This window comes from Mycobacterium sp. RTGN4, assembly GCF_033804635.1.
In the GTDB taxonomy this organism is placed as follows: Bacteria; Actinomycetota; Actinomycetes; order Mycobacteriales; family Mycobacteriaceae; genus Mycobacterium.
Genome location: NZ_JAPZLB010000016.1, coordinates 145,390 through 165,446 on the forward strand (window position 1 = coordinate 145,390; position 20,057 = coordinate 165,446).

Here is a 20,057-nt window from a genome sequence, read left to right on the forward strand (position 1 = left end):
GCCTCGTGACCGTTGTAATGGGCTAGCTCTACGGGCTGCTTTACGCCTGATCATGCGTAATGATGGGTCACGGCACGGTCGTCCCAAAAAAATGCGATTTGACTGTTGCGCAAAACCCCCCTGACCACCTAGCTTGAACACACAGTGCGATCTAGGTAACACTCCCGGTCGCAATGTGGCGTAGATCGCATCATGCTTCTACACCGTGGTTTGGACCGTCGAATGGGGCGGCTGGACGAAGGGATCGCTGGTGTCAGGTACACGACCCGCGGCACGCAGGACAATGACAATCTCTCCAGTCAACGGTGTAGTCCAAAGTGCGGAGGCCGAGGCCCGCATCGCGTGGGTATCGCAGGCCCGCTGCCGTCAGGCCGACCCTGACGAGCTATTCGTGCGGGGGGCCGCCCAACGCAAGGCCGCAGTCATCTGCCGGCATTGCCCGGTGATCTCCGAGTGCGGCGCCGATGCACTGGACAACCGCGTCGAATTCGGTGTCTGGGGCGGAATGACCGAGCGTCAGCGGCGCGCGCTACTCAAACAGCATCCCGAGGTGGTTTCCTGGGCGGAGTTCTTCGCCGCCCAGCGCAAACACCGCAGCGCGGTCTAGTCTGCCGCCTACTTCGCAGTCGCGGCCGTTGCTGCGCCGGTGATCTGATCGGCGATGGCCCGCAATGCCTCCATGTCCGAAACGTCGAACGGCAGCGACGGAACGCCGACGATCGCCACCGCCGGATTCGCGCCGGTGAACCGAGACAGCAGCCGAACCTCCCGCTTGGCGGTCATCGCCCGATCGGCGTGAATACGCAATATCGCTGCCGTCAGCGCCTCGGGCCCGTCATCGCCACCGAGTTCGTCTGCGGCTTCATTCGCCTTGTCCGCGTGGAGGTCGCACAACATCGGGTGGGTGCGGTTGAGGATCAGGCCGGCGAGCGGCATCTTCTCCTGGGAAAGCCGGTCGACGAAGAACGTCGCCTCCCGCAGCGCGTCCGGTTCGGCCGCCGAGACCACAACGAACTGAGTGCCCCGTCGCTTGAGTAGCTCGTAGGTCTTGTCGGCCTTCTGTCGGAACCCGTCGAACGTGGCATCCAGCGCCTGCACGAACCCCGCAGCGTCGGAGAGCATTTGAGATCCCAGCACGGTCGAGAGCGCCTTCATCGCCAAGCCGACGGCGCCCGTGACCAGCTTGCCGATGCCCCGGCCCGGAGCGAGCAGCAGCCGCCACAGCCGGCTGTCCATGAAGCTGCCGAGTCGCTTGGGCGCATCCAGGAAGTCCAGCGCGTTGCGCGACGGAGGCGTGTCGACGACGATCAGGTCCCACTTGTCCTCGGCCAGCAGTTGGCCGAGTTTCTCCATGGCCATGTACTCCTGCGTGCCGGCCAGCGACGTCGCCACGGTTTGGTAGAACTGGTTCTCCAGGATCGCCTCGGCGCGCTCGGCGTCCGAGGAGTACTGGAGCACCATTTCGTCGAACGTCCGGCGCATGTCCAGCATCATCGCGTGCAGCTCGCCCTTGACCTCGGGTGCGAGCGGAACCCGTTGCGGGGTATTGCCAAGGCTCGAGATGCCGAGCGCCTGAGCGAGTCGCTTCGCCGGATCGATGGTCAATACGACGACGGTGCGTCCGTACTCGGCGGCCCGCAGCGCCATGGCCGCTGCAGTGGTGGTCTTGCCGACTCCGCCTGCGCCGCAACACACTACGACCCGGTTGGACGTGTCGGCCAAGATCGCGGCCATGTCAAGCACGCGTGGTGTAGTGCTCATTACCTAACCCCCTGAGCGCCAAGCTCTTCCGCGAGTTCGTACAAGCTGCCCAGATCGACGCCGTCGCGTATCGCGGGCAGTTCGAGCCGCGAGACGTCGAGCTCGTCGAGTTGTTCGGCGCTCTCGGCGCGGGCGGTGATACGGGTCGCGTGCTGGATGGTCTCGGTCAGCAACCCGGCGAAGTCATTGTCCGACAGCGTAATTCCGGCCTTGTTGAGCCCTGCGCGGACCGCGTCGGCGTCCACGTCGCCTTCGGCAGCCTTGGCGATCTCGGCCGGCGCGAGGTAGGTCGGGATGTTCCGGTTGACGATCACGCTGCCGATGGGCAACCCGAGTTCGGAGAGTTCGTCGATCGCCTCGACGGTCTCCTGGATCGGCAGCGCCTCCAAGAGCGTGACGAGATGGATGGCGGTCAGCTCCGAATGCAGCAGCTTCACCACACCGTCGGCCTGTGAATGCACCGGCCCGCCCTTCGACAGCTCCGATACGGCCTGCGTCACGTCGAGGAAGCGTGCGATGCGTCCGGTCGGCGGCGCGTCAACGACGACCGCGTCGTACGCGTCCTGCTTGCCCTTCTCGTTACGGACCACGATCTCCTTGATCTTGCCGGTGAGCAGCACGTCGCGTAGCCCAGGAGCGATCGTCGTCGCGAACTCGACGGCGCCGATCCGTCGCATCGCCCGTCCGGCGATGCCGAGGTTGTAGAACATGTCGAGGTACTCGAGGAAGGCCGCCTCGGTGTCGATCGCGAGCGCGTTGACGTGGCCGCCGCCTTCGGCCGTCGCGATCTTGACCTCCTTGTACGGCAGCGGGGGGACGTCGAAGAGTTGCGCAATGCCCTGGCGTCCCTCGACTTCGACCAGCAGCACCTTGCGCCCGCCCGCGGCCAACGCGAGCGCCAGCGCCGCCGCGATGGTCGACTTGCCGGTGCCGCCCTTGCCGGTCACGAAGTGCAGGCGCACCTTGTTCAGGCGGGACGGCCATCCGGCCGCCGTTCGGCCAAGTGGAGCAGAAGTCTGTGAAGCCACCACAGCATGCTAGCGGTGGGATGGGGGCCGCCCGTTAAGCTCAGCCGCATGAGCGAACCGACGAGGTGGGAATACGTAACAGTCCCGTTGCTGGTACATGCGACCAAGCAGATCCTCGATCAATGGGGTGAACAGGGCTATGAACTGGTTTCGGTGCTGCCGGGGCCCACCGGCGAGCAGCACATCGCCTACCTGAAACGGCCGCTATGAGCGCCTCCGCGCGCCTTGCGGAGCTGGGCATCGAACTCCCCGAGGTGGTCGCCCCGCTGGCGGCCTACGTGCCTGCGGTGCGCACCGGCAACCTGGTCTACACCTCGGGCCAGCTGCCCATGGTCAACGGCGAGCTACTCGCCACCGGCAAGGTCGGCGGCGCCGTCAGCCCCGAGGACGCGAAGGCATTGGCCAGGGTGTGCGCACTCAACGCGCTGGCCGCCGTGCACGCGCTCGTCGGCGTCGACGCCGTGTCCCGCGTCGTCAAGGTGGTCGGGTTCGTCGCGTCGGCGCCAGGGTTCAACGGGCAGCCCGGCGTCGTGAACGGTGCCTCACAGCTTTTCGGCGATGTCTTCGGAGACGATGGCGCGCACGCCCGTTCAGCGGTCGGGGTATCCGAATTGCCGCTCGACGCGCCGGTCGAGGTGGAGCTCATCGTCGAGGTCGCGTGAGCGCGTGACCCTCGAGCATCCGGCCTACGGGCAACTGCGACGCGTCACCGACACGGCGTCGGTGCTGCTGTGCGACAACCCCGGCCTGCTGACGCTCGATGGCACCAACACATGGGTGCTGCAAGGGGCGGGTAGCGACGAGCGCGTGATCGTCGACCCCGGGCCCGACGACGACGCGCACATCGAGCGCATCGCGAGCCTCGGCAAGATCCCCCTGGTGCTGATCAGCCACAAGCACGGTGACCACACCGACGCCATCGACAAGTTGGTCGACCGCACCGGAGCCACGGTACGAGCCGTCGGCAGCGGCTTCCTGCGTGGGCTCGGAGGGCCGTTGACGGACGGCGAGGTCATCGACGCCGCGGGCCTGAGCATCACGGTGATGGCCACGCCCGGCCACACGGCGGATTCGCTGTCGTTCGTCGTCGACGGTGCGGTGTTGACCGCCGACACGGTGCTGGGGCGCGGCACGACCGTCATCGACAACGAGGACGGAAGCCTGCGGGAGTACCTGGAGTCCTTGAAGCGACTCAATGGACTGGGCGCGCTGACGGTGCTACCGGGCCACGGGCCTGATCTGCCCGACCTCGAAGCCGTCACGGCGATGTACCTCGCCCACCGTGAAGACCGTCTGGCCCAGGTACGCGAGGCCCTGGCGACGCTCGGCGACGACGCCACCGCGCGGCAGATCGTGGAACACGTCTATACCGATGTCGACGAGAAGCTGTGGGACCACGCCGAGTGGAGCGTCCAAGCGCAGCTGAACTTCCTGCGCGAGTGATTACGGCGCGCAATTCCGGGCTCAGCCCCGAAAAGCGCGCCGAAATCGCGGGCGAGGGGTTACCTCGCGCGGCGGGCCAGTCGCTCGGAGTCGCTGATCAGCACACTCTTGCCCTCCAGCCGGATCCATCCGCGATGGGCGAAGTCGGCGAGCGCCTTGTTGACCGTCTCGCGGGAGGCGCCGACCAACTGCGCGATCTCCTCCTGAGTGAGGTCGTGCGTCACGCGCAGCGCCCCACCCTCCTGGGTGCCGAACCGCTGCGCCAGCTGAAGAAGCTGCTTGGCCACCCGCCCCGGCACGTCGGTGAAGATGAGGTCGGCGAGGTTGTTGTTGGTGCGACGCAGGCGACGCGCCAAGACGCGCAGCAGCTGCTCGGCGATCTCCGGTCGATCGGCGATCCACGCCCGCAGCGCATCCCGGTCCATCGAGACCGCACGCACCTCGGTGATGGTGGTGGCGCTCGACGTACGAGGGCCGGGGTCGAAGATCGACAACTCGCCGAACATGTCGGAAGGGCCCATGATGGTGAGCAGGTTTTCCCGGCCGTCCGGCGACCGGCGGCCGATCTTCACCTTGCCGGTGATGATGATGTACAGCCGATCACCGGGCTCGCCTTCGGCGAAGACGGTGTGCCCACGCGGGAAGTCGACGGGCTGCAGCTGTTTGGTCAGCGCGGAGACCGCGGTCGGTTCGACTCCCTGGAAGATTCCGGCCCTGGCCAGGATCTCGTCCACGTTGCCCCTCTTCAAGCTGTTGGGATATGACACGCGCAAGCCAACCCCGGCTGGCTGGCTTTAAGTCAGTCTAGGGCTAGGCCGCGCCGACGCAGGTGGCATTCGCCTCCAGCACGACGAGCCAACGCTACACACGATCGGGCTGTCGAGTCGCCTGAAATTGCGGATTCACTCGATGATGGACGTACACGCGCGTCGGCAAACCCGGTGCCGGTTCGGCAAGGGGACACTCGTCGCGCCATGGCTCGCGCAGGGGGAGCGTGTTCAGCGGACCGGTGTCGTGGATGGTGAGCGGCTTCCGCGCGGAGTCTGCCTTGGCCTGTTCGAGAATCTCGGCGACGTCGGTCTGGGACACCGTGCCCTCCTCGAGGCCCGCCTCGAGACGGTCGAGTCCGAAGGTTGCCAACATCAGCAACCCGGGGATGAACGCGACGAGCAACCAAGACACATCGCGAAGTAAACACGCCGAAGGTCTCAGCGGGATCACGAAATGCCACCGGTCCGCGTCTATACTCTCCGCGGCCTGTCGGCCCATGTCAGTACGCTGACTCCGTGGCATCCAGCACGGCGTCGACCCCGAACCCAGACACGCAATCCAACAAGCGCGCCGCCAAGTTCAGCGCAGAGACGCACACCGGACTGGTGCGACGAGCGCGACGCATGAATCGCACGCTTTCCCAAGCCTTTCCGCACGTCTACTGTGAGCTCGACTTCACCAATCCGCTCGAGCTCACGGTGGCCACCATCCTGTCGGCGCAGAGCACCGACGTGCGCGTGAACCTGACCACGCCCGCGTTGTTCGTGAAGTACCGCACCGCGCTCGACTACGCCACCGCCGATCGTGACGAGCTCGAGGCGATCATCCGGCCCACCGGGTTCTTCCACAACAAGGCGACGTCGCTGATGCGGCTGGGGCAGGAGCTCGAAGCAAGGTTCGACGGGCAGGTTCCGCACACCCTGGACGAACTGGTGACCCTGCCCGGCATCGGCCGCAAGACGGCGAACGTCGTACTCGGCAATGCGTTCGACATCCCCGGAATTACGGTCGACACCCACTTCGGCCGACTGGTACGACGCTGGCACTGGACCACGCTTGAGGATCCGGTGAAGGTCGAGTTCGCGATCGGCGATCTCATCGAGCGCAAGGAATGGACACTGCTCAGCCACCGGGTGATCTTTCACGGCCGACGGGTGTGTCACGCAAAGAAGCCGGCCTGCGGGGTGTGTGTGTTGGCCAAGGACTGCCCATCGTTCGGTATCGGCCCGACGGACCCACTCGTCGCGGCGCCACTGGTGAAGGGGCCGGAGACCGAGCACCTGCTGGCGCTGGCCGGGCTGTGAGCTGCGGCCGTTGAACTCCAGATGAGCAGGACCACCCGCTGGACCATTGCGGTACTCATCGTCGTCGCGGCCTTGATCGTCGCGTTGTCGATGGAACTGCGCGACTCCGATTCGCCGCCAGGTACGTCGTCGGCGCCCGGCCAAGCGGTGGCTCGCGACCACCGAGACGCGGACACTGCCGCAGCGTTGGCCGGACCGCGGGCCGAGGCCAAACTCGAACCCTGCCCACCCGCGGGGCACGGTGACGGTCCACAGGCACTGGGCGGCATCACCTTGGAATGCGCGGGCGACGGGAAGCCGGTCGACGTGGCCAAGTCGCTGGCCGGCCGCGTGACCGTGCTCAACCTGTGGGCGTACTGGTGCGGGCCGTGTGCCGACGAGCTTCCTGCGATGTCCGAGTACCAGCGTCGCGAGGGTGACCGCGTCACCGTGCTCACCGTGCATCAGGACGAGAACGAGGCGGCCGGCCTGTTGCGGCTGGCCGAGCTCGGGGTGCGATTGCCTACCCTGCAGGACGGCCGCCGGCTCATCGCGGCCGCGCTCAGCGTTCCCAACGTGATGCCTGCGACGGTCGTATTGCGCTCGGACGGTACCGTTGCCGAGGTCCTACCGAGGTCCTTTGCCACGGCTGACGAGATAGCAGCCGCGGTGAACCCGCGGATATCCTGAACCGCTCAATAGACCAAAGAGAAATAGAGAAATAGATAGGAGGGCCGGGTTGAGCTCCGACCGCGCAGGCAGTCAGCTCAGTCCCGACGCCGCCCCCACGTGGCTCAAGCACCTGGTCGACAACGTGGCCGACGTGCCAGGCGCCTACCGGCGGAGCGTGCCCCCCGACGTATTGGACACCATCTCGGCCGCCAATGCCGCCGCCACCCGCGCAGGCAGCACCCGCGACGCGGCCGTGCTGGTGCTGTTCTCTGGGCCGGAGGATTCACCGAGCGGCGAACTCCCCGACGACGCCGATCTGCTGGTCACCGCGCGCGCCTCGACGCTGCGCCACCACGCAGGGCAGGCGGCCTTTCCCGGCGGGGCGGCCGACCCGGAGGACGACGGCCCGGTGTCCACTGCACTTCGCGAGGCGCAAGAGGAGACGGGCATCGACACCACCCGGTTGCGGCCGTTGGTGACCCTCGACCGGATGTTCATTCCGCCGTCGGGCTTTTGCGTCATTCCGGTACTTGCGTACTCGCCAGATCCCGGGCCGGTCGGAGTCGTCAACGAGGGCGAAACCGCGATCGTGGCAAGGATTCCCGTTCGTGCCTTCATCAATCCCGACAACCGATTGATGGTGTACCGGCCGCAGAACAATCACCGGTTCGCAGGCCCGGCGTTCCTGTTGAACGAGATGCTGGTGTGGGGTTTCACGGGCCAGGTCATCTCGGCGATGCTGGACGTCGCGGGGTGGGCGGAGCCGTGGAACACTCGCGACGTGCGTGAGCTCGACGAGGCAATCGCGCTCGTCGATAGAACCAACGGCTACGGTGAAGGCCAACAATGAATGCGTCACAGTGGCTCGATCTGGCGATCCTGGCCGTGGCGTTCGTCGCCGCGATTTCTGGCTGGCGGTCAGGTGTGCTCGGCTCGCTGTTGTCGTTCATCGGAGTGGTGCTCGGCGCCGTAGCGGGCGTGCTGCTGGCCCCACACGTGGTCGCGCACATCGACGGGAACCGCACCAAGTTGTTCGTCGCGCTGTTCCTCGTACTCGGCCTCGTCGTGATCGGGGAGATCGCGGGCGTGGTGCTGGGCCGGGCTGCACGCGCGGCGATCCGAAATTCGGGCCTGCGCACCATCGATTCGTTGGGCGGCGTGGCGCTGCAGGTCGTCACCATTCTGCTCGCCGCGTGGGTGCTGGCCATCCCGTTCACCTCCTCGGACCAACCGAATCTTGCTGCGGCCGTGCGCGGTTCGCGGATTCTCACCGGCGTCGACAAGGTGGCGCCGGAATGGGTGACCAGGGAACTCCGGGCGAATCTGAGCAAGCTGATCGACACCACCGGGTTGCCCGACGTGTTCCCGACGTTCGGCCGCACCCCCATTGTCAATGTCGAGGTGCCCGACCCCGGTTTGGCATCGGATCCGGTGGTCGCCGCGACGCGGCCCAGCGTGCTCAAGATCCGCGGCGTTGCGCCGAGTTGCCAGCGAATTCTCGAAGGTAGCGGCTTCGTCGTCTCACCCAACCGGGTGATGTCCAACGCGCACGTCGTCGCGGGATCGGACACCGTCACCGTGGAGGCCGAAGGTCAGACCTACGAGGCGAGCGTGGTGTCCTACGACCCCAATGCGGACATCTCGATTCTCGACGTGCCGAATCTGCCGTCGGCGCCGTTGGGCTTCGACAGCCGGGAAGCTCAGACGGGGACCGACGCGGTGGTCCTGGGCTACCCCGGTGGCGGGGACTTCACCGCGACGCCCGCTCGAATCCGGGAGATCATCCAGCTCAGCGGGCCTGACATCTACCACACCACCACGGTGGTCCGTGAGGTCTACACCATCAGAGGCACTGTCCGGCAAGGCAATTCGGGTGGTCCGTTGATCGATCGCGACGGCCGAGTGCTCGGGGTCGTGTTCGGCGCGGCGGTCGACGACGCGGACACCGGCTTCGTGCTCACGGCCAACGAGGTCGCCAAGCAGATGGCGAAGGTGGGCAACACCGCGAAGGTGCCCACCGGAACCTGCATGCCCTAGGGGTTACCGACCGGAGACCTGGTCGAGGAAGCGCAGCAGGTGTCCATTGACCACCTCGGGGGCTTCCTCGTGAGCGAAATGCCCTGTGTCTGCAATGGATACGTACCTGCCGTGCGGTGCATAGCGTTGAGTGCGATCGACCGGAGCTGCGAGTACGTATGGGTCGGCGTCACCGCGGAGGTGCAGCATCGGCACGGCGAGTGGGCGTTTCATCGACCGCATGAAACGGCGACCTTCACCGCGGAGTTGACTGCGGGCCGCCCAGCGTTGGTACTCCAGGGCCGAATGCGCCGCAGACGGGATCTGAATGGCTCGCCGCATGTGGCTGATGGATTCCGAGAAGTCTTCGGAGGCAAGCCATTTGCTACCGGACCTACTCCGGACCAGCATCTCGAGCTCCTGAGCGTCGTCGCGCGTCAGCATGTACTCCGGCCACCACGGCAGCTGGTAGCGCAGTATCCACGGCAGGAGCGCCCGACCCTGATCCCGTCGCGTCAACGCCGAGGCCCGCAGCGCCACCGGATGCGGCGAACTGACCAGTGCGATCGCGCGCACCACCCGCGGATGAAGGACCGACGTCGCCCAGCACACCAGCCCGCCGTCGGCGTGGCCGATCAGAGTGGCCTTCTCGTGTCCGAGCGCGCGCACCAACCCGGCGGTGTCGCCGGCCAGCGTCCATCCGTCGTAGCCGCGGGGCGGTTTGTCGCTACCGCCGTAGCCGCGTAGGTCGACGGCCACTACCCGCGCACCCGTCAAGGCCCTCAGCTGATGGCGCCACGACCACCAGAACGATCCGAATCCGTGGAGCAGGATGACAAGTGGACGCTCTCCGGCTGGCGGCGCGGTCTGTTCGGGCATGGCCTCCACAACGTGAAAGCGAATCCCGTTGGCGTGCACCTCGAGATGACGCCACGGTCCGTCGATCCGGGTGACCGACGGATCAGGTGGCGCCACTACCTCACCTGATGGGGCTGGGCCGTTACTTGTCGGGTCTGGACCATTACCAACCCGACGGATCGGTCGTCGGCTCCACGTCCGTCCCCGACTTGGTGGCAGCCGACTTGTCGCCCCCAGGGACCAGCGCGACGCGGGCTTCCTTGACGGACTCGATGGTCTGTTGCGGCCCCCTGATGCGGCGGACCTTCAGATAGCCGAGGAGCGCCAGCACCGCGGTGGTCAGCACCATGAGCGTGAACACGATGAGGAACGCCAGCCAGCGCCAGATCCAGGTGTCGAGCAGTTCGGCGACGAAGAAGAAGAAGAAGAACGTCGAGTAGAACAGCACGACCAGCGCCAGGATGAAGTAGACGCTGCCCGTCAGGCCCTTCTTGACGTCGCGGGTGATTTCGGACTTCGCGAGCTCGACTTCGGCCCTGACCAGGGTCGACACCTGCGCCGTCGCATCCTTCACGAGGTCACCGAGCGACGGGTCCGGCTTGGGCGCGTGTGGGTCGACCAGTGGAATCGACGTCACTGTCGTCGGCACGCCGTTCTTGCGGTCACCACTGCTCACGGCTTACGTCCTCCCAGTGTCATTCAGCGCTGTCGGATCCGTCCAGAGCTCGATGTGGTTCATGTTGCCATGTCGCAGCGGGCAGTTCGATCCCGGCCGACGTTAGACTGGCCGCGTTTGCAGCACAGTCGGGGCTAACGAGTGGAGATGGCAGTTGATATACCGCTGGCAACTCGCGGTGTCGGCGGTCCTGGCGCTGGTGGTCTTGGCCCTGACCACGTCGATACCGCCCACCGCGCGCGCCGATGACCTGGTGCCGCTCGGAGGAGGGTCGGGCATCGTCATCGACGGCGACACGTTCTGCACGCTCACCGCCATCGGTCACGACAATCGCGGCAAGCTGGTCGGCTTCACGTCGGCGCACTGCGGAGGGCCGGGGGCTCAGGTCGCCTCCGAGGCTGCCGTGAACCGAGGGGTACTCGGCGCGATGGTGGCAGGCAACGAGGGCCTCGACTACGCCGTCATCGAGTTCGACCCGCAGAAGGTGCAGCCCGTCAACACCGTCAACGGCTTCGAGATCGACGGACTCGGGCCCGATCCCGCCTTCGGCCAGGTGGCATGCAAGCTCGGGCGGACCACCGGTTCGTCGTGCGGCGTCACCTGGGGGCCCGGCGACCAGCCGGGCACGATTCTCAACCAGGTCTGTGGGGGACCGGGGGACTCCGGCGCCCCCGTCACGGTCGACAATCAGCTGGTGGGCATGATCCACGGGGCGTTCAGCAACGACCTTCCGACGTGCGTGACGCAGTACATCCCGTTGCACACCCCGGCGGTGACCATGTCGATGAGCTCGGTCCTTGCCGACGTGAATGCCAAGAACCGGCCGGGCGCGGGTTTCGTGCCGATCGGCGCTTAGGTCTAGTCCTGCCGGTAGTCGATGACGATGCGCCCGTCGAGCTGGCCGCGCTCCATGCGATCGAACACCTCGTTGACCTCGTCCAGCTTCGCACTGGCCACCGTCGGGTGGATCAGCCCGCGGGCGTAGAAGTCCAGCGCCTCCGCCATATCCTGGCGGGTGCCGACGATCGAGCCGCGGATCGTCAGACCCTTGAGCACGATGTCGAAAATCGGCGCCGGAAATTCACCCGGGGGGAGCCCGTTGAAGACGATGGTGCCGCCACGCCGGGCGAGCCCGATGGCTTGGCCGAACGCCTGCGGGTGAACAGCCGTGACCAGGACGCCATGCACACCGCCGGTAGCCTTCTGGACCTCCGCGACGACGTCTGAGGTGCGAGCATTCACCGTCACCTCGGCCCCAAGGCGAGCGGCCAGCGCCAGCTTGGAGTCGTCGATGTCGACGGCCACCACGCGTAATCCCATGGCTCGCGCGTACTGCACCGCGATGTGGCCCAGCCCGCCGATTCCGGAGATCGCCACCCACTGGCCGGGCCGAGTGTCAGTGACCTTGAGACCTTTGTAGACGGTGACGCCGGCGCACAGGATCGGCGCGATCTCCAAGGGATCGGCGCCCTCGGGGATCCGCGCCGCATAGGCCGCGTTGACCAGCATGTAGCTGCCAAAGCTTCCGTTGACGCTGTAGCCGCCGTTCTTCTGGCTCTCGCACAGCGTTTCCCAGCCGGTACGGCAGTATTCGCATGATCCGCACGCCGACCACAGCCAGGCGTTACCGACCTTGTCGCCGACCTCAAGGTCATCGACGCCGTCACCGAGTGCGACGACGGTGCCGTAACCCTCGTGTCCCGGGATGAAGGGCGGCTGTGGTTTGACGGGCCAATCACCATGTGCGGCATGAAGATCGGTGTGGCATACCCCCGAGGTCTCCAGTTTCACCAGGGCCTCGCCGTAACCGGGCGTCGGGCGATCGATATCGGAGATCTCCAGTGGGGCACCGAATTCGGTGACAACGGCGGCGCGCATGGATGTGCTCGCCGGGACCGGTGTAATGCCGGAGTCAAGTGTCTGTGTCATGTGTTCATTCCAATCGTGAAAGTGGGCTTTTTGAAGTGCTTTGGTCGCTATCAGAAGAACCCTTGGGCCTTGTTGCTGTAGGAGACGAGCAGGTTCTTGGTCTGCTGGTAGTGGTCGAGCATCATCTTGTGGTTCTCCCGCCCGATGCCGGATTGCTTGTAGCCACCGAAGGCGGCGTGCGCGGGGTAGGCGTGGTAGCAGTTGGTCCACACCCGGCCGGCCTTGATGTCGCGGCCGGCGCGGTAGGCGGTGTTGCCGTCACGGCTCCACACCCCGGCACCCAAGCCGTAGAGCGTGTCGTTGGCTTGTGCGATCGCATCGTCGTAATCGGTGAAGGACGTGACGGCGACGACGGGTCCGAAGATCTCCTCCTGGAAGATCCGCATCTTGTTGTTGCCCTCGAAGATGGTGGGCTGCACGTAGTAGCCGCCGGACAGGTCGCCGCCGAGTTCGGCCCGTTCCCCGCCGGTCACCACGCGCGCGCCTTCGCCCTTGCCGATCTCGATGTAGGACAACACCTTCTCGAGTTGATCGTTGGACGCCTGCGAGCCGATCATCGTCTCGGTGTCCAGCGGATCACCCTGGCGCACGGCCTTGGTGCGAATCGCGGCCTGGGTCAGGAACTCGTCGTAGATGTCGGCCTGAATCAGCGACCGGGACGGGCAGGTACACACCTCGCCCTGGTTGAGCGCGAACATCGTGAAACCTTCGAGCGCCTTGTCCTGGAAGTCGTCCACTTCAGCCATCACGTCGTTGAAGAAGATGTTCGGGCTCTTGCCACCCAACTCCAACGTCACCGGAATCAGGTTCTGCGATGCGTACTGCATGATCAGCCGCCCGGTGGTGGTCTCACCGGTGAACGCGATCTTGGCGATCCGGTTGCTGGAGGCCAACGGCTTGCCCGCCTCGACCCCGAAACCGTTGACTACGTTGAGGACTCCGGCGGGCAGCAGATCCCCGATCAACGACATCAGGTACAGGATCGAGGCCGGAGTCTGTTCGGCGGGCTTGAGCACCACACAGTTGCCGGCGGCCAACGCGGGCGCCAACTTCCACGTCGCCATCAGGATGGGAAAGTTCCACGGGATGATCTGCCCGACCACGCCCAACGGCTCGTGGAAGTGGTAGGCCACGGTGTCCTCGTCGATCTGGGACAGCGAGCCCTCCTGGGCGCGGATGGCCCCGGCGAAGTACCGGAAGTGATCGACAGCCAACGGGATGTCGGCGTTGAGTGTCTCCCGCACTGGCTTGCCGTTGTCCCAGGCTTCGGCAACGGCGATGGCTTCGAGGTTCTGCTCGATGCGGTCGGCGATCTTGTTCAGGATGACGGCACGCTCGGCCGGAGAGGTCTTCCCCCAGGCAGGCGCCGCAGCATGGGCAGCATCGAGGGCCTTCTCGACGTCGGCCTCATCGGAACGGGCGACCTCGCAGAATGTCTGGCCGGTGACCGGTGTCGGGTTCTCGAAGTAGCGGCCCTGCGTCGGGGCTACCCACTCACCGCCGATGTAGTTGTCGTAGCGGGCCGCAAAGGACATCAACGAGCCTTCGGCTCCGGGTCGGGCGTAAACGGTCATGTGCTTTCCTCTCCTGCACCAGGACGACAAATGTGTCGGTCGTCACTAAAGGTAGGCAGCAGCGGGTTGCAGCACGGTTGCACGGAACGTGCAACGTCGGGAGCTAGCCGATTTCGAAGTCCAGGCCGGCGAGGTGTCCACGGGCCTGTGCCCGAATCATCGGCTCGGATCCGGCGCTGTCATGCAGGATGCGCCAGCCGTCGCGGTCGTCGCGACCTTCGGACCGTTCCAGCCAACGCTGAAGCAGCGCTACGTTTCCCGTTGCCAATACGGCGCTGCGCATGCTCATGGTCAATTCAGTACGCAGTCGGGCGATCGCTGGAGACGCCGATTGGCTTAGCAGCGGGCCAGCGTATTGATCGAGGGCGGATACCACGTCGCCGGCGGACAGCGCATCGAATACCGCCCCGAAGTCGCTAGCGAGGGCCGCCATCAGCCGGTACGGCCGCGACGCAATGAACTCGGACCCGATGACCTTGCGCAGCCGGGACATCTCCGCGCGGATGGTGACGACGTCGAGGTCCTTGTCGTCCAGCAGGATCGCCAGGTGGTCGGCACTGAGCCCCTCGGGGTGGCGGCTCAGCAGCACCAGGATGTCGGCGTGCCTGCCGGTGAGCGTCGTGCGGTGCTGCTGTCCGAGTTCATCGGTCACCTCCCACCGGGGACGGTCGGCGCCCAGCACCGTCAAGCGCGGTACGCCGACGGCGGCCTGGGCGCGTCGCGGTTCGGTAAACCGCAGCAGCGCAAGGTGATTCTCGATCGCGACGACGGTGGCGCGCACCAATGCCAGGGTCTGCGGGGAGGCCACGTCGTTACCACCGGTGAGGTCTACCGCACCGATCGGCGCTCCGGTGACGGGGTCGTGCACCGGCACCGCCGTGCAACTCCACGGCTGGACGATCCGCGAGTAGTGCTCGGTGCCGTGGATTTGCACTTCAGCGTCGAGCGCCAACGCGGTGCCCGGTGCGTTGGTTCCGGCGCCGCGTTCACTCCAGTCGGCTCCTGGTACGAAATTCATCGCCTCGGCCTTCTGGCACGCGGCAGGATCTCCCTCGACCCACAGCAGAGTGCCGTCGGCGGCGGTAATGGCCACCATCACGCCTGAAGACCGCGCGTCCTCGACGAGCAGCCGACGGATTACCGGCAGCGCCGACGCCAGCGGATGTGCCGCGCGCATCCTTGCCACGCTTTGCGCGAGCTCGGACTGAGCTCCGCCGCGGTCGGGGTCGACCCCTCTGGCCAGGCTGCGTTGCCAACTTTCCGCCACGACCCGCCGGAGCGGGGTCGAGTCGAGCACGGAGGCATCCATTTCGCCTGCGACGAAAAGCTCGTGGACGGCGCGGAGCTTGGCCGACGGCACCCGGCCGCCCACTGCGTTGGACCTACCCACGGCGATCACGCTCCTCGCGAGGCGTACTGATGCCGCGCGTGGCGCCACCATAGCCCAAAGTCGCAGGTAGGTGTGGGCCGATCAGCTCAGATGGTGCACGTCCTGCAGCCCGTACACCGGGGTCGGCAAACCTTCGTACCGGGCCTTCAGCTGCAGCGCGAGATATAGCGAGTAGTGCCGTGACTGGTGCAGGTTGCCGCCGTGGAACCACAGATTGTCCTGCTGCGTGGGCTTCCACATGTTGCGCTGCTCGCCCTCCCATGGGCCGGGGTCCTTGGCGGTGTCCGATCCAAGCCCCCACACCTTGCCGACCTTGTCGGCGATGGCCTGGCTCATCAAGTCGGCGGCCCAGCCGTTCATCGAGCCGTAGCCCGTCGCGTAGACCACCACGTCGGCGGGCAGTTCGGTGCCGTCGGCCAGGATCACCGAGTCCTCGGTGAGGCGATCCACCTGACCGTGCGCCAGCTTGATGGTGCCGTCGGCCACCAATTCGCATGCGCCGACGTCGATGTAGTAGCCCGACCCGCGCCGCAGGTACTTCATGAACAGCCCGGAATCGTCGTCGCCCCAATCCAATTCGAACCCTGCGGCGGCCAGCCGCGCGTAGTAGTCCTTGTCGCGCTCCCGGATTGCGTTGTAGATCGGGATCTGGAACTCGTGCATGATCCGGTACGGCAGCGACGCGAACGTCAGGTCCGCCTTCTCCGTCGTCATGCCCGAAGCGAGGGCGCGCTCCGAGTACAGGTCGCCGAGGCCGAGGTCCATCAGTGAGTCCGACTTCACGATGTGCGTCGACGACCGCTGCACCATCGTCACGTCTACGCCGTTCTCGACGAGTGCCTTGCAGATGTCGTGCGCCGAGTTGTTCGAGCCGACCACCACTGCGCGCTTGCCGACGTAGGGGTCGGGACCGGGGTGCGCGCTCGAGTGGTGCTGATCGCCGCGGAACACGTCCTGGCCGGGAAGCGTCGGCACGCTCGGCTTGCCCGACATGCCGGTGGCAAGCACGAGCTGCGTGGGGTGGAGGGTCAGCCGCTCGCCGTCGCGGTCTAACTCGACGGTCCAGGTCTTCGGGGATCCGTCCGACCCCGGATTGAACACAGCGGACAGGCACGTCGTCTTCGACCAGTACGGGACCTCCATCACCCGGGTGTAGAACTCCAGCCAGTCGCCGATCTTGTCCTTTGGCGCGAAGACGGGCCAGTTCTGCGGGAACGGCATATAGGGCAGGTGGTCGTACCAGACGGGATCGTGCAGGCACAGTGACTTGTAGCGCTTGCGCCACTGGTCGCCCGGCCGCTCGTAGCGGTCGACGACGATGGCGGGCACTCCGAGCTGACGCAGCCGGGCGCCAAGCGCGATACCGCCCTGGCCGCCGCCGACCACCAGCGTGTACGGCTGCGAGGTGTACCCGAGCGAAGCTTCTTCGTCGTGCCGCTTCTCGGCCCAGGACCTGGTGTCGGCATCCGAGCCGTGTACCGCACCCATCACCCGGGTGGCGCCCTTGCGCTCCTCATACCCCTTGAGCTCCTGCAAGGCCGTGAGCAGTGTCCATGCTTCATCGCCCTTGAGGCGCAGGTGTCCGGTACCGCGGCCGGCCGCGGTCTCGAACTCGATGAACGCCGACGTCACGTCCCCGTCGGCGGTCGGTTCCTCGCGGGTGCGGAAGCCCGACGGACTGGTCTCGGCGAGCCGGGCGCCGAGCATGTCGGCGACGGCGTCGCGACCCTCGAGGGTCTTGAGGTTCCACGTGAAGGCGACGAGGTCGCGCCAGAAGCTGTCGACGGCAAATTTCGCGACGACCCGGTCGATGTCGCGCACTGCCAGGGCGGCTTCGAAGTCGGCCAGCCAGGCGTCGACGCGGGCCTGGGGAGTGAGCGCGGCGGTTGCCGCCGGCTTTTCAATGGTGTCGGTCATGTGAGCCAGCGCACACCCCGGCGGCCGAGCGCACAAGAGTTGCACGGGGTTGCATCGCGCTGAAGTGGCATCGCGGCCATGCAACGGGTTGCAACTCTTTCGCGGTGTGGTCGCGGTCACATAGACATAGCCCATGAGAGCAGCTGTGTACTACGGACCCAACAAACTCGAGGTCGCCGACGTCGAAGAGCCGAAGGTGACGCCGGGCACCGTCAAGGTGAAGGTCGGATTCAACGGCATCTGCGGCACTGACCTGCACGAGTATTACGCCGGGCCGATCTTCGTGCCGACCGAACCTCACCCGCTGACCGGCCAGCAGATGCCGCTGACCATGGGCCACGAATTCTCCGGCCTCATCACCGACGTCGGGTCGGGTGTCACCGACTACGCCGCGGGCGACCGGGTGGCCATCATGCCGCTGTACCGGTGTGGGCACTGCGGGCCGTGCCGGGCGGGCAACTACAACATCTGTCAGCAGATCGGATTTCACGGGCTGATGTCCGACGGCGGGATGGCCGAGTACACGGTGGTGCCCACCGACATGTTGCACCGGTTGCCCGACAACGTGTCACTAGAACTCGGCGCACTGGTCGAGCCGATGTCGGTGGCCTACCACGCGGCTACCCTCGGCGAGCCCAACGCGGACGGGACGTCGATGGTGTTCGGCGCAGGGCCGATCGGGATCGGGCTTTGGTTTGCCTTGCGCGGCAAGGGTGTTGAAGACGTATTCGTCGTCGAGCCGTCGGAGACGCGGCGGGCGTCCATCGAAGCGCTCGGTGCGCGCACGCTGGACCCGACCGCCGTCGACGTGGCTGCGTTCATCGCCGACCATACCGACGGTGCGGGTGCTGATGCGGTGTTCGACGCTGCGGGGGTCGCGCCTGCGGTGGAGACCGCACTGGCATGTGTCGGGGCGCGCCGAACGATGGTGAGCGTCGCGATCTACGAGAAGCCTTTGGCCACACCGCTGCTCAACCTGGTGATGAACGAATCCCGCATCCAGGGTTCGCTGTGCTACACCGCAGCCGACTTCGAAGCCGTGATCGACCTGATGTCGCGCGGTACCTACGACACCACCGGTTGGGTGACGTCCATCGCGCTCGAGGACGTCGTCGACGAGGGCTTCGAGGCGCTGCACGCAGGCACGAAGATGAAGGTGCTCGTCGACCCGGCAGGCGTGTCGTGAGCGGGGCGATGGCATCCGAATGTGATGGGGAGCACAATTGGCGGTGATGCCAAGTCCATCGGTGCCCGAACCGGCAGTGGCCGCAGGCGAGAATCCACGTGATTACGCCCGGCTGATGTCGGCGGTCTACGACGCCACGATGGCCGGCACGCGCGCACCCGCCCGACCGCGTTCGGTCATCCAGGACTCCTGGCAGCGGATGATGGCCAAGGGCCTCGATCCCGATGGCCTGCCCGAAGCGGTGGTTGAGACCGACGGACTCGACACACTGCGCCGCGCGTCGGGTCTGGTCGCTGTGCTGGACGAGGTGTCGCGGAACCTGGAATCGCTTATCGCAGAAGGCGACAACATCCTCGTCGTCGCCGACGCGCGGGGCCGGGTGCTGTGGCGGACGGGGTCGCCTGCCGTACTCGGCCTGGCCGACCGGCTCGGTTTCATCGAGGGTGCGCACTGGGGTGAGGGCGCCGTCGGCACCAATGGCATTGGCACCGCGCTGGCCTCCAACCGGGCGGTGCAGGTCTTCTCCGCCGAGCACTACTCGCGCAGCCACCACTCGTGGACGTGCGCGGGCGCGCCGATCAAGGACCCCCGCACCGGGCAGGTCATCGGAGTGGTCGACGTGTCCGGACCCGCCGCGACCGTCCACCCGACCACCGTCGCGCTGGTAGACGTCGTCGCCAGGCTTGCGGAATCGCACCTGCGCGAGCAACACGACCGCACGCTCAACCGAATCCGGACGGTGGCGGCCCCGATTCTGGCGCGCATCGGCAGCCCTGCACTGGCCGTCGATCAGGACGGCTGGGTGGCGGCGGTGGATTCGCTGCCCCTGCACAACCGAATCCTGTTGCCAGAACAACTGGGACCCGGACGGGCGTGGATTCCGGCGCTCGGCATGTGCGAAGTCGAACTGCTGCCGGGCGGCTGGTTGGTCCGGCTGTCCGACGAGGATGTCGCGCCTGCCATCTCGCGAGTGACGCTGGATCTGCGCAACTCCGGTGCACCCGCGTTGGAGATGGTCGGACAGTTCGGCTGCTGGCGCCATGCCATCTCGCCGAGGCACGCCGAGATCCTCTTCGTGCTGGCCACCTTCCCGGAGGGCCGGTCGGCGCCCGAGTTGGCTGCCGACTTGTACGGCGATCCCACCAGAGTGCTTACCGTGCGGGCCGAGATGTCGCGCCTACGAAAGCAATTCGCGGGACTGCTGCAGGGCCGCCCCTACCGGTTCCCGGAGACCGCGGTTGTCGACGTGTGCTACCCGGCGGACATGTCGACTTTGTTGCAGGCCTCGACGGCGCCTGCGGTGCGGGCCGCGCGCACGTGGCGCTAACAGCGCGCTGAGCCGGGTGTCACTTGCTGGCGCGGATGGCTTCGAAGACGCTGGGGTCGACAAGGGTTGAGGTGTCGCCGAGTTCGCGGCCCTCGGCGACATCACGCAACAACCGGCGCATGATCTTGCCGCTGCGGGTCTTGGGAAGCTCGGGCACGACGTGGATCTCGCGGGGCCGGGCGATGGGGGAGATCTCGGTGGCGACCTGCTTGCGCAGCTCGTCGAC

22 protein-coding genes are annotated in these 20,057 nt (G+C 66.3%); 11 read left to right on the forward strand and 11 right to left on the reverse strand.

Translation table 11 applies throughout. From position 1 onward, the window contains the following. The first annotated feature begins 250 nt into the window (after nt 1–250). Nucleotides 251–607 carry a WhiB family transcriptional regulator gene (locus SLQ30_RS27590; protein WP_319449974.1) on the forward strand — a complete coding sequence of 119 codons (357 nt, stop codon included), beginning with the start codon at nt 251–253 and terminating at the stop codon, nt 605–607. An 8-nt stretch (nt 608–615) separates the two neighbouring features. Here SLQ30_RS27590 and SLQ30_RS27595 read toward each other — a convergent pair whose 3' ends face one another. Next, entirely contained in the window at nt 616–1,761 is a 1,146-nt protein-coding gene (locus tag SLQ30_RS27595; RefSeq protein ID WP_319449975.1) for an ArsA family ATPase, read from the reverse strand. Continuing rightward, nucleotides 1,761–2,789 carry an ArsA-related P-loop ATPase gene (locus tag SLQ30_RS27600; protein ID WP_413468195.1) on the reverse strand — a complete coding sequence of 343 codons (1,029 nt, stop codon included), beginning with the start codon at nt 2,787–2,789 and terminating at the stop codon, nt 1,761–1,763. Before SLQ30_RS27600 ends, SLQ30_RS27595 begins: the two co-directional genes overlap by 1 nt. A gap of 48 nt (nt 2,790–2,837) precedes the next feature. Between SLQ30_RS27600 and SLQ30_RS27605 the strand changes: the two genes are divergently transcribed. From SLQ30_RS27605 to SLQ30_RS27615, 3 genes are read left to right on the forward strand one after another with little or no spacing between them, the layout of a single operon-like run. After that, complete coding sequence (locus tag SLQ30_RS27605) at nt 2,838–2,999, forward strand: hypothetical protein (RefSeq protein ID WP_319449977.1); 162 nt, start codon at nt 2,838–2,840, stop codon at nt 2,997–2,999. Then, nucleotides 2,996–3,451 (forward strand): RidA family protein, encoded by a 456-nt coding sequence (locus tag SLQ30_RS27610; RefSeq protein WP_319449978.1) that lies wholly within the window; start codon nt 2,996–2,998, stop codon nt 3,449–3,451. Before SLQ30_RS27605 ends, SLQ30_RS27610 begins: the two co-directional genes overlap by 4 nt. A 4-nt stretch (nt 3,452–3,455) precedes the next feature. Then, entirely contained in the window at nt 3,456–4,232 is a 777-nt protein-coding gene (locus SLQ30_RS27615) for an MBL fold metallo-hydrolase (protein WP_319449979.1), read from the forward strand. 59 nt (nt 4,233–4,291) lie between these two features. On the opposite strand, the gene crp is transcribed toward SLQ30_RS27615, so the two are convergent. Next, a complete protein-coding gene (gene crp / locus SLQ30_RS27620; protein WP_319450006.1) occupies nt 4,292–4,966 on the reverse strand; it encodes a cAMP-activated global transcriptional regulator CRP in 675 nt (224 codons plus the stop codon). Between the two features lie 127 nt (nt 4,967–5,093). Next, a complete protein-coding gene (locus SLQ30_RS27625) occupies nt 5,094–5,414 on the reverse strand; it encodes a hypothetical protein (protein WP_319449980.1) in 321 nt (106 codons plus the stop codon). A gap of 212 nt (nt 5,415–5,626) precedes the next feature. On the opposite strand from SLQ30_RS27625, the gene nth reads away from it, so the two are divergent. From nth to marP, 4 genes are read left to right on the forward strand one after another with little or no spacing between them, the layout of a single operon-like run. After that, nucleotides 5,627–6,307: an endonuclease III gene (gene nth, locus SLQ30_RS27630; protein ID WP_319450007.1), complete on the forward strand. Its 681-nt coding sequence runs from the start codon at nt 5,627–5,629 to the stop codon at nt 6,305–6,307. Between the two features lie 21 nt (nt 6,308–6,328). Next, complete coding sequence (locus SLQ30_RS27635) at nt 6,329–6,976, forward strand: TlpA disulfide reductase family protein (RefSeq protein ID WP_319449981.1); 648 nt, start codon at nt 6,329–6,331, stop codon at nt 6,974–6,976. Between the two features lie 49 nt (nt 6,977–7,025). Beyond that, nucleotides 7,026–7,808 carry a CoA pyrophosphatase gene (locus tag SLQ30_RS27640; protein WP_319449982.1) on the forward strand — a complete coding sequence of 261 codons (783 nt, stop codon included), beginning with the start codon at nt 7,026–7,028 and terminating at the stop codon, nt 7,806–7,808. Then, nucleotides 7,805–8,995 carry an acid resistance serine protease MarP gene (gene marP, locus SLQ30_RS27645; protein WP_319449983.1) on the forward strand — a complete coding sequence of 397 codons (1,191 nt, stop codon included), beginning with the start codon at nt 7,805–7,807 and terminating at the stop codon, nt 8,993–8,995. The genes SLQ30_RS27640 and marP overlap by 4 nt, the downstream gene beginning before the upstream one ends. A 3-nt stretch (nt 8,996–8,998) precedes the next feature. On the opposite strand, the gene SLQ30_RS27650 is transcribed toward marP, so the two are convergent. Both SLQ30_RS27650 and SLQ30_RS27655 read right to left on the reverse strand, forming a co-directional pair. Continuing rightward, entirely contained in the window at nt 8,999–9,949 is a 951-nt protein-coding gene (locus SLQ30_RS27650; protein WP_319449984.1) for an alpha/beta hydrolase, read from the reverse strand. 46 nt (nt 9,950–9,995) lie between these two features. Continuing rightward, entirely contained in the window at nt 9,996–10,508 is a 513-nt protein-coding gene (locus SLQ30_RS27655) for a phage holin family protein (RefSeq protein WP_319449985.1), read from the reverse strand. 190 nt (nt 10,509–10,698) lie between these two features. Between SLQ30_RS27655 and SLQ30_RS27660 the strand changes: the two genes are divergently transcribed. Next, nucleotides 10,699–11,364 (forward strand): S1 family peptidase, encoded by a 666-nt coding sequence (locus tag SLQ30_RS27660; RefSeq protein WP_413468199.1) that lies wholly within the window; start codon nt 10,699–10,701, stop codon nt 11,362–11,364. A gap of 2 nt (nt 11,365–11,366) precedes the next feature. On the opposite strand, the gene adhP is transcribed toward SLQ30_RS27660, so the two are convergent. The 4 genes from adhP to SLQ30_RS27680 form a co-directional block, all read right to left on the reverse strand. Next, nucleotides 11,367–12,437 (reverse strand): alcohol dehydrogenase AdhP, encoded by a 1,071-nt coding sequence (gene adhP, locus SLQ30_RS27665; protein ID WP_319449986.1) that lies wholly within the window; start codon nt 12,435–12,437, stop codon nt 11,367–11,369. 50 nt (nt 12,438–12,487) lie between these two features. Then, entirely contained in the window at nt 12,488–14,011 is a 1,524-nt protein-coding gene (gene adh, locus SLQ30_RS27670) for an aldehyde dehydrogenase (protein WP_319449987.1), read from the reverse strand. Nucleotides 14,012–14,114: 103 nt separating this feature from the next. Then, nucleotides 14,115–15,410 carry a transcriptional regulator gene (locus SLQ30_RS27675; RefSeq protein ID WP_319449988.1) on the reverse strand — a complete coding sequence of 432 codons (1,296 nt, stop codon included), beginning with the start codon at nt 15,408–15,410 and terminating at the stop codon, nt 14,115–14,117. 72 nt (nt 15,411–15,482) lie between these two features. Next, complete coding sequence (locus SLQ30_RS27680) at nt 15,483–17,318, reverse strand: NAD(P)/FAD-dependent oxidoreductase (RefSeq protein WP_319449989.1); 1,836 nt, start codon at nt 17,316–17,318, stop codon at nt 15,483–15,485. 133 nt (nt 17,319–17,451) lie between these two features. Here SLQ30_RS27680 and SLQ30_RS27685 point away from each other — a divergent pair, with 133 nt between their 5' ends. Next, nucleotides 17,452–18,504, forward strand: coding sequence for a 2,3-butanediol dehydrogenase (locus tag SLQ30_RS27685; protein ID WP_319449990.1), 1,053 nt, complete (start codon nt 17,452–17,454; stop codon nt 18,502–18,504). A gap of 46 nt (nt 18,505–18,550) precedes the next feature. Then, entirely contained in the window at nt 18,551–19,831 is a 1,281-nt protein-coding gene (locus SLQ30_RS27690; RefSeq protein ID WP_319449991.1) for a GAF domain-containing protein, read from the forward strand. Between the two features lie 19 nt (nt 19,832–19,850). On the opposite strand, the gene SLQ30_RS27695 is transcribed toward SLQ30_RS27690, so the two are convergent. After that, nucleotides 19,851–20,057 (reverse strand): AMP-binding enzyme (locus SLQ30_RS27695; protein WP_413468196.1); only part of this gene is annotated, 207 nt, incomplete at its 5' end.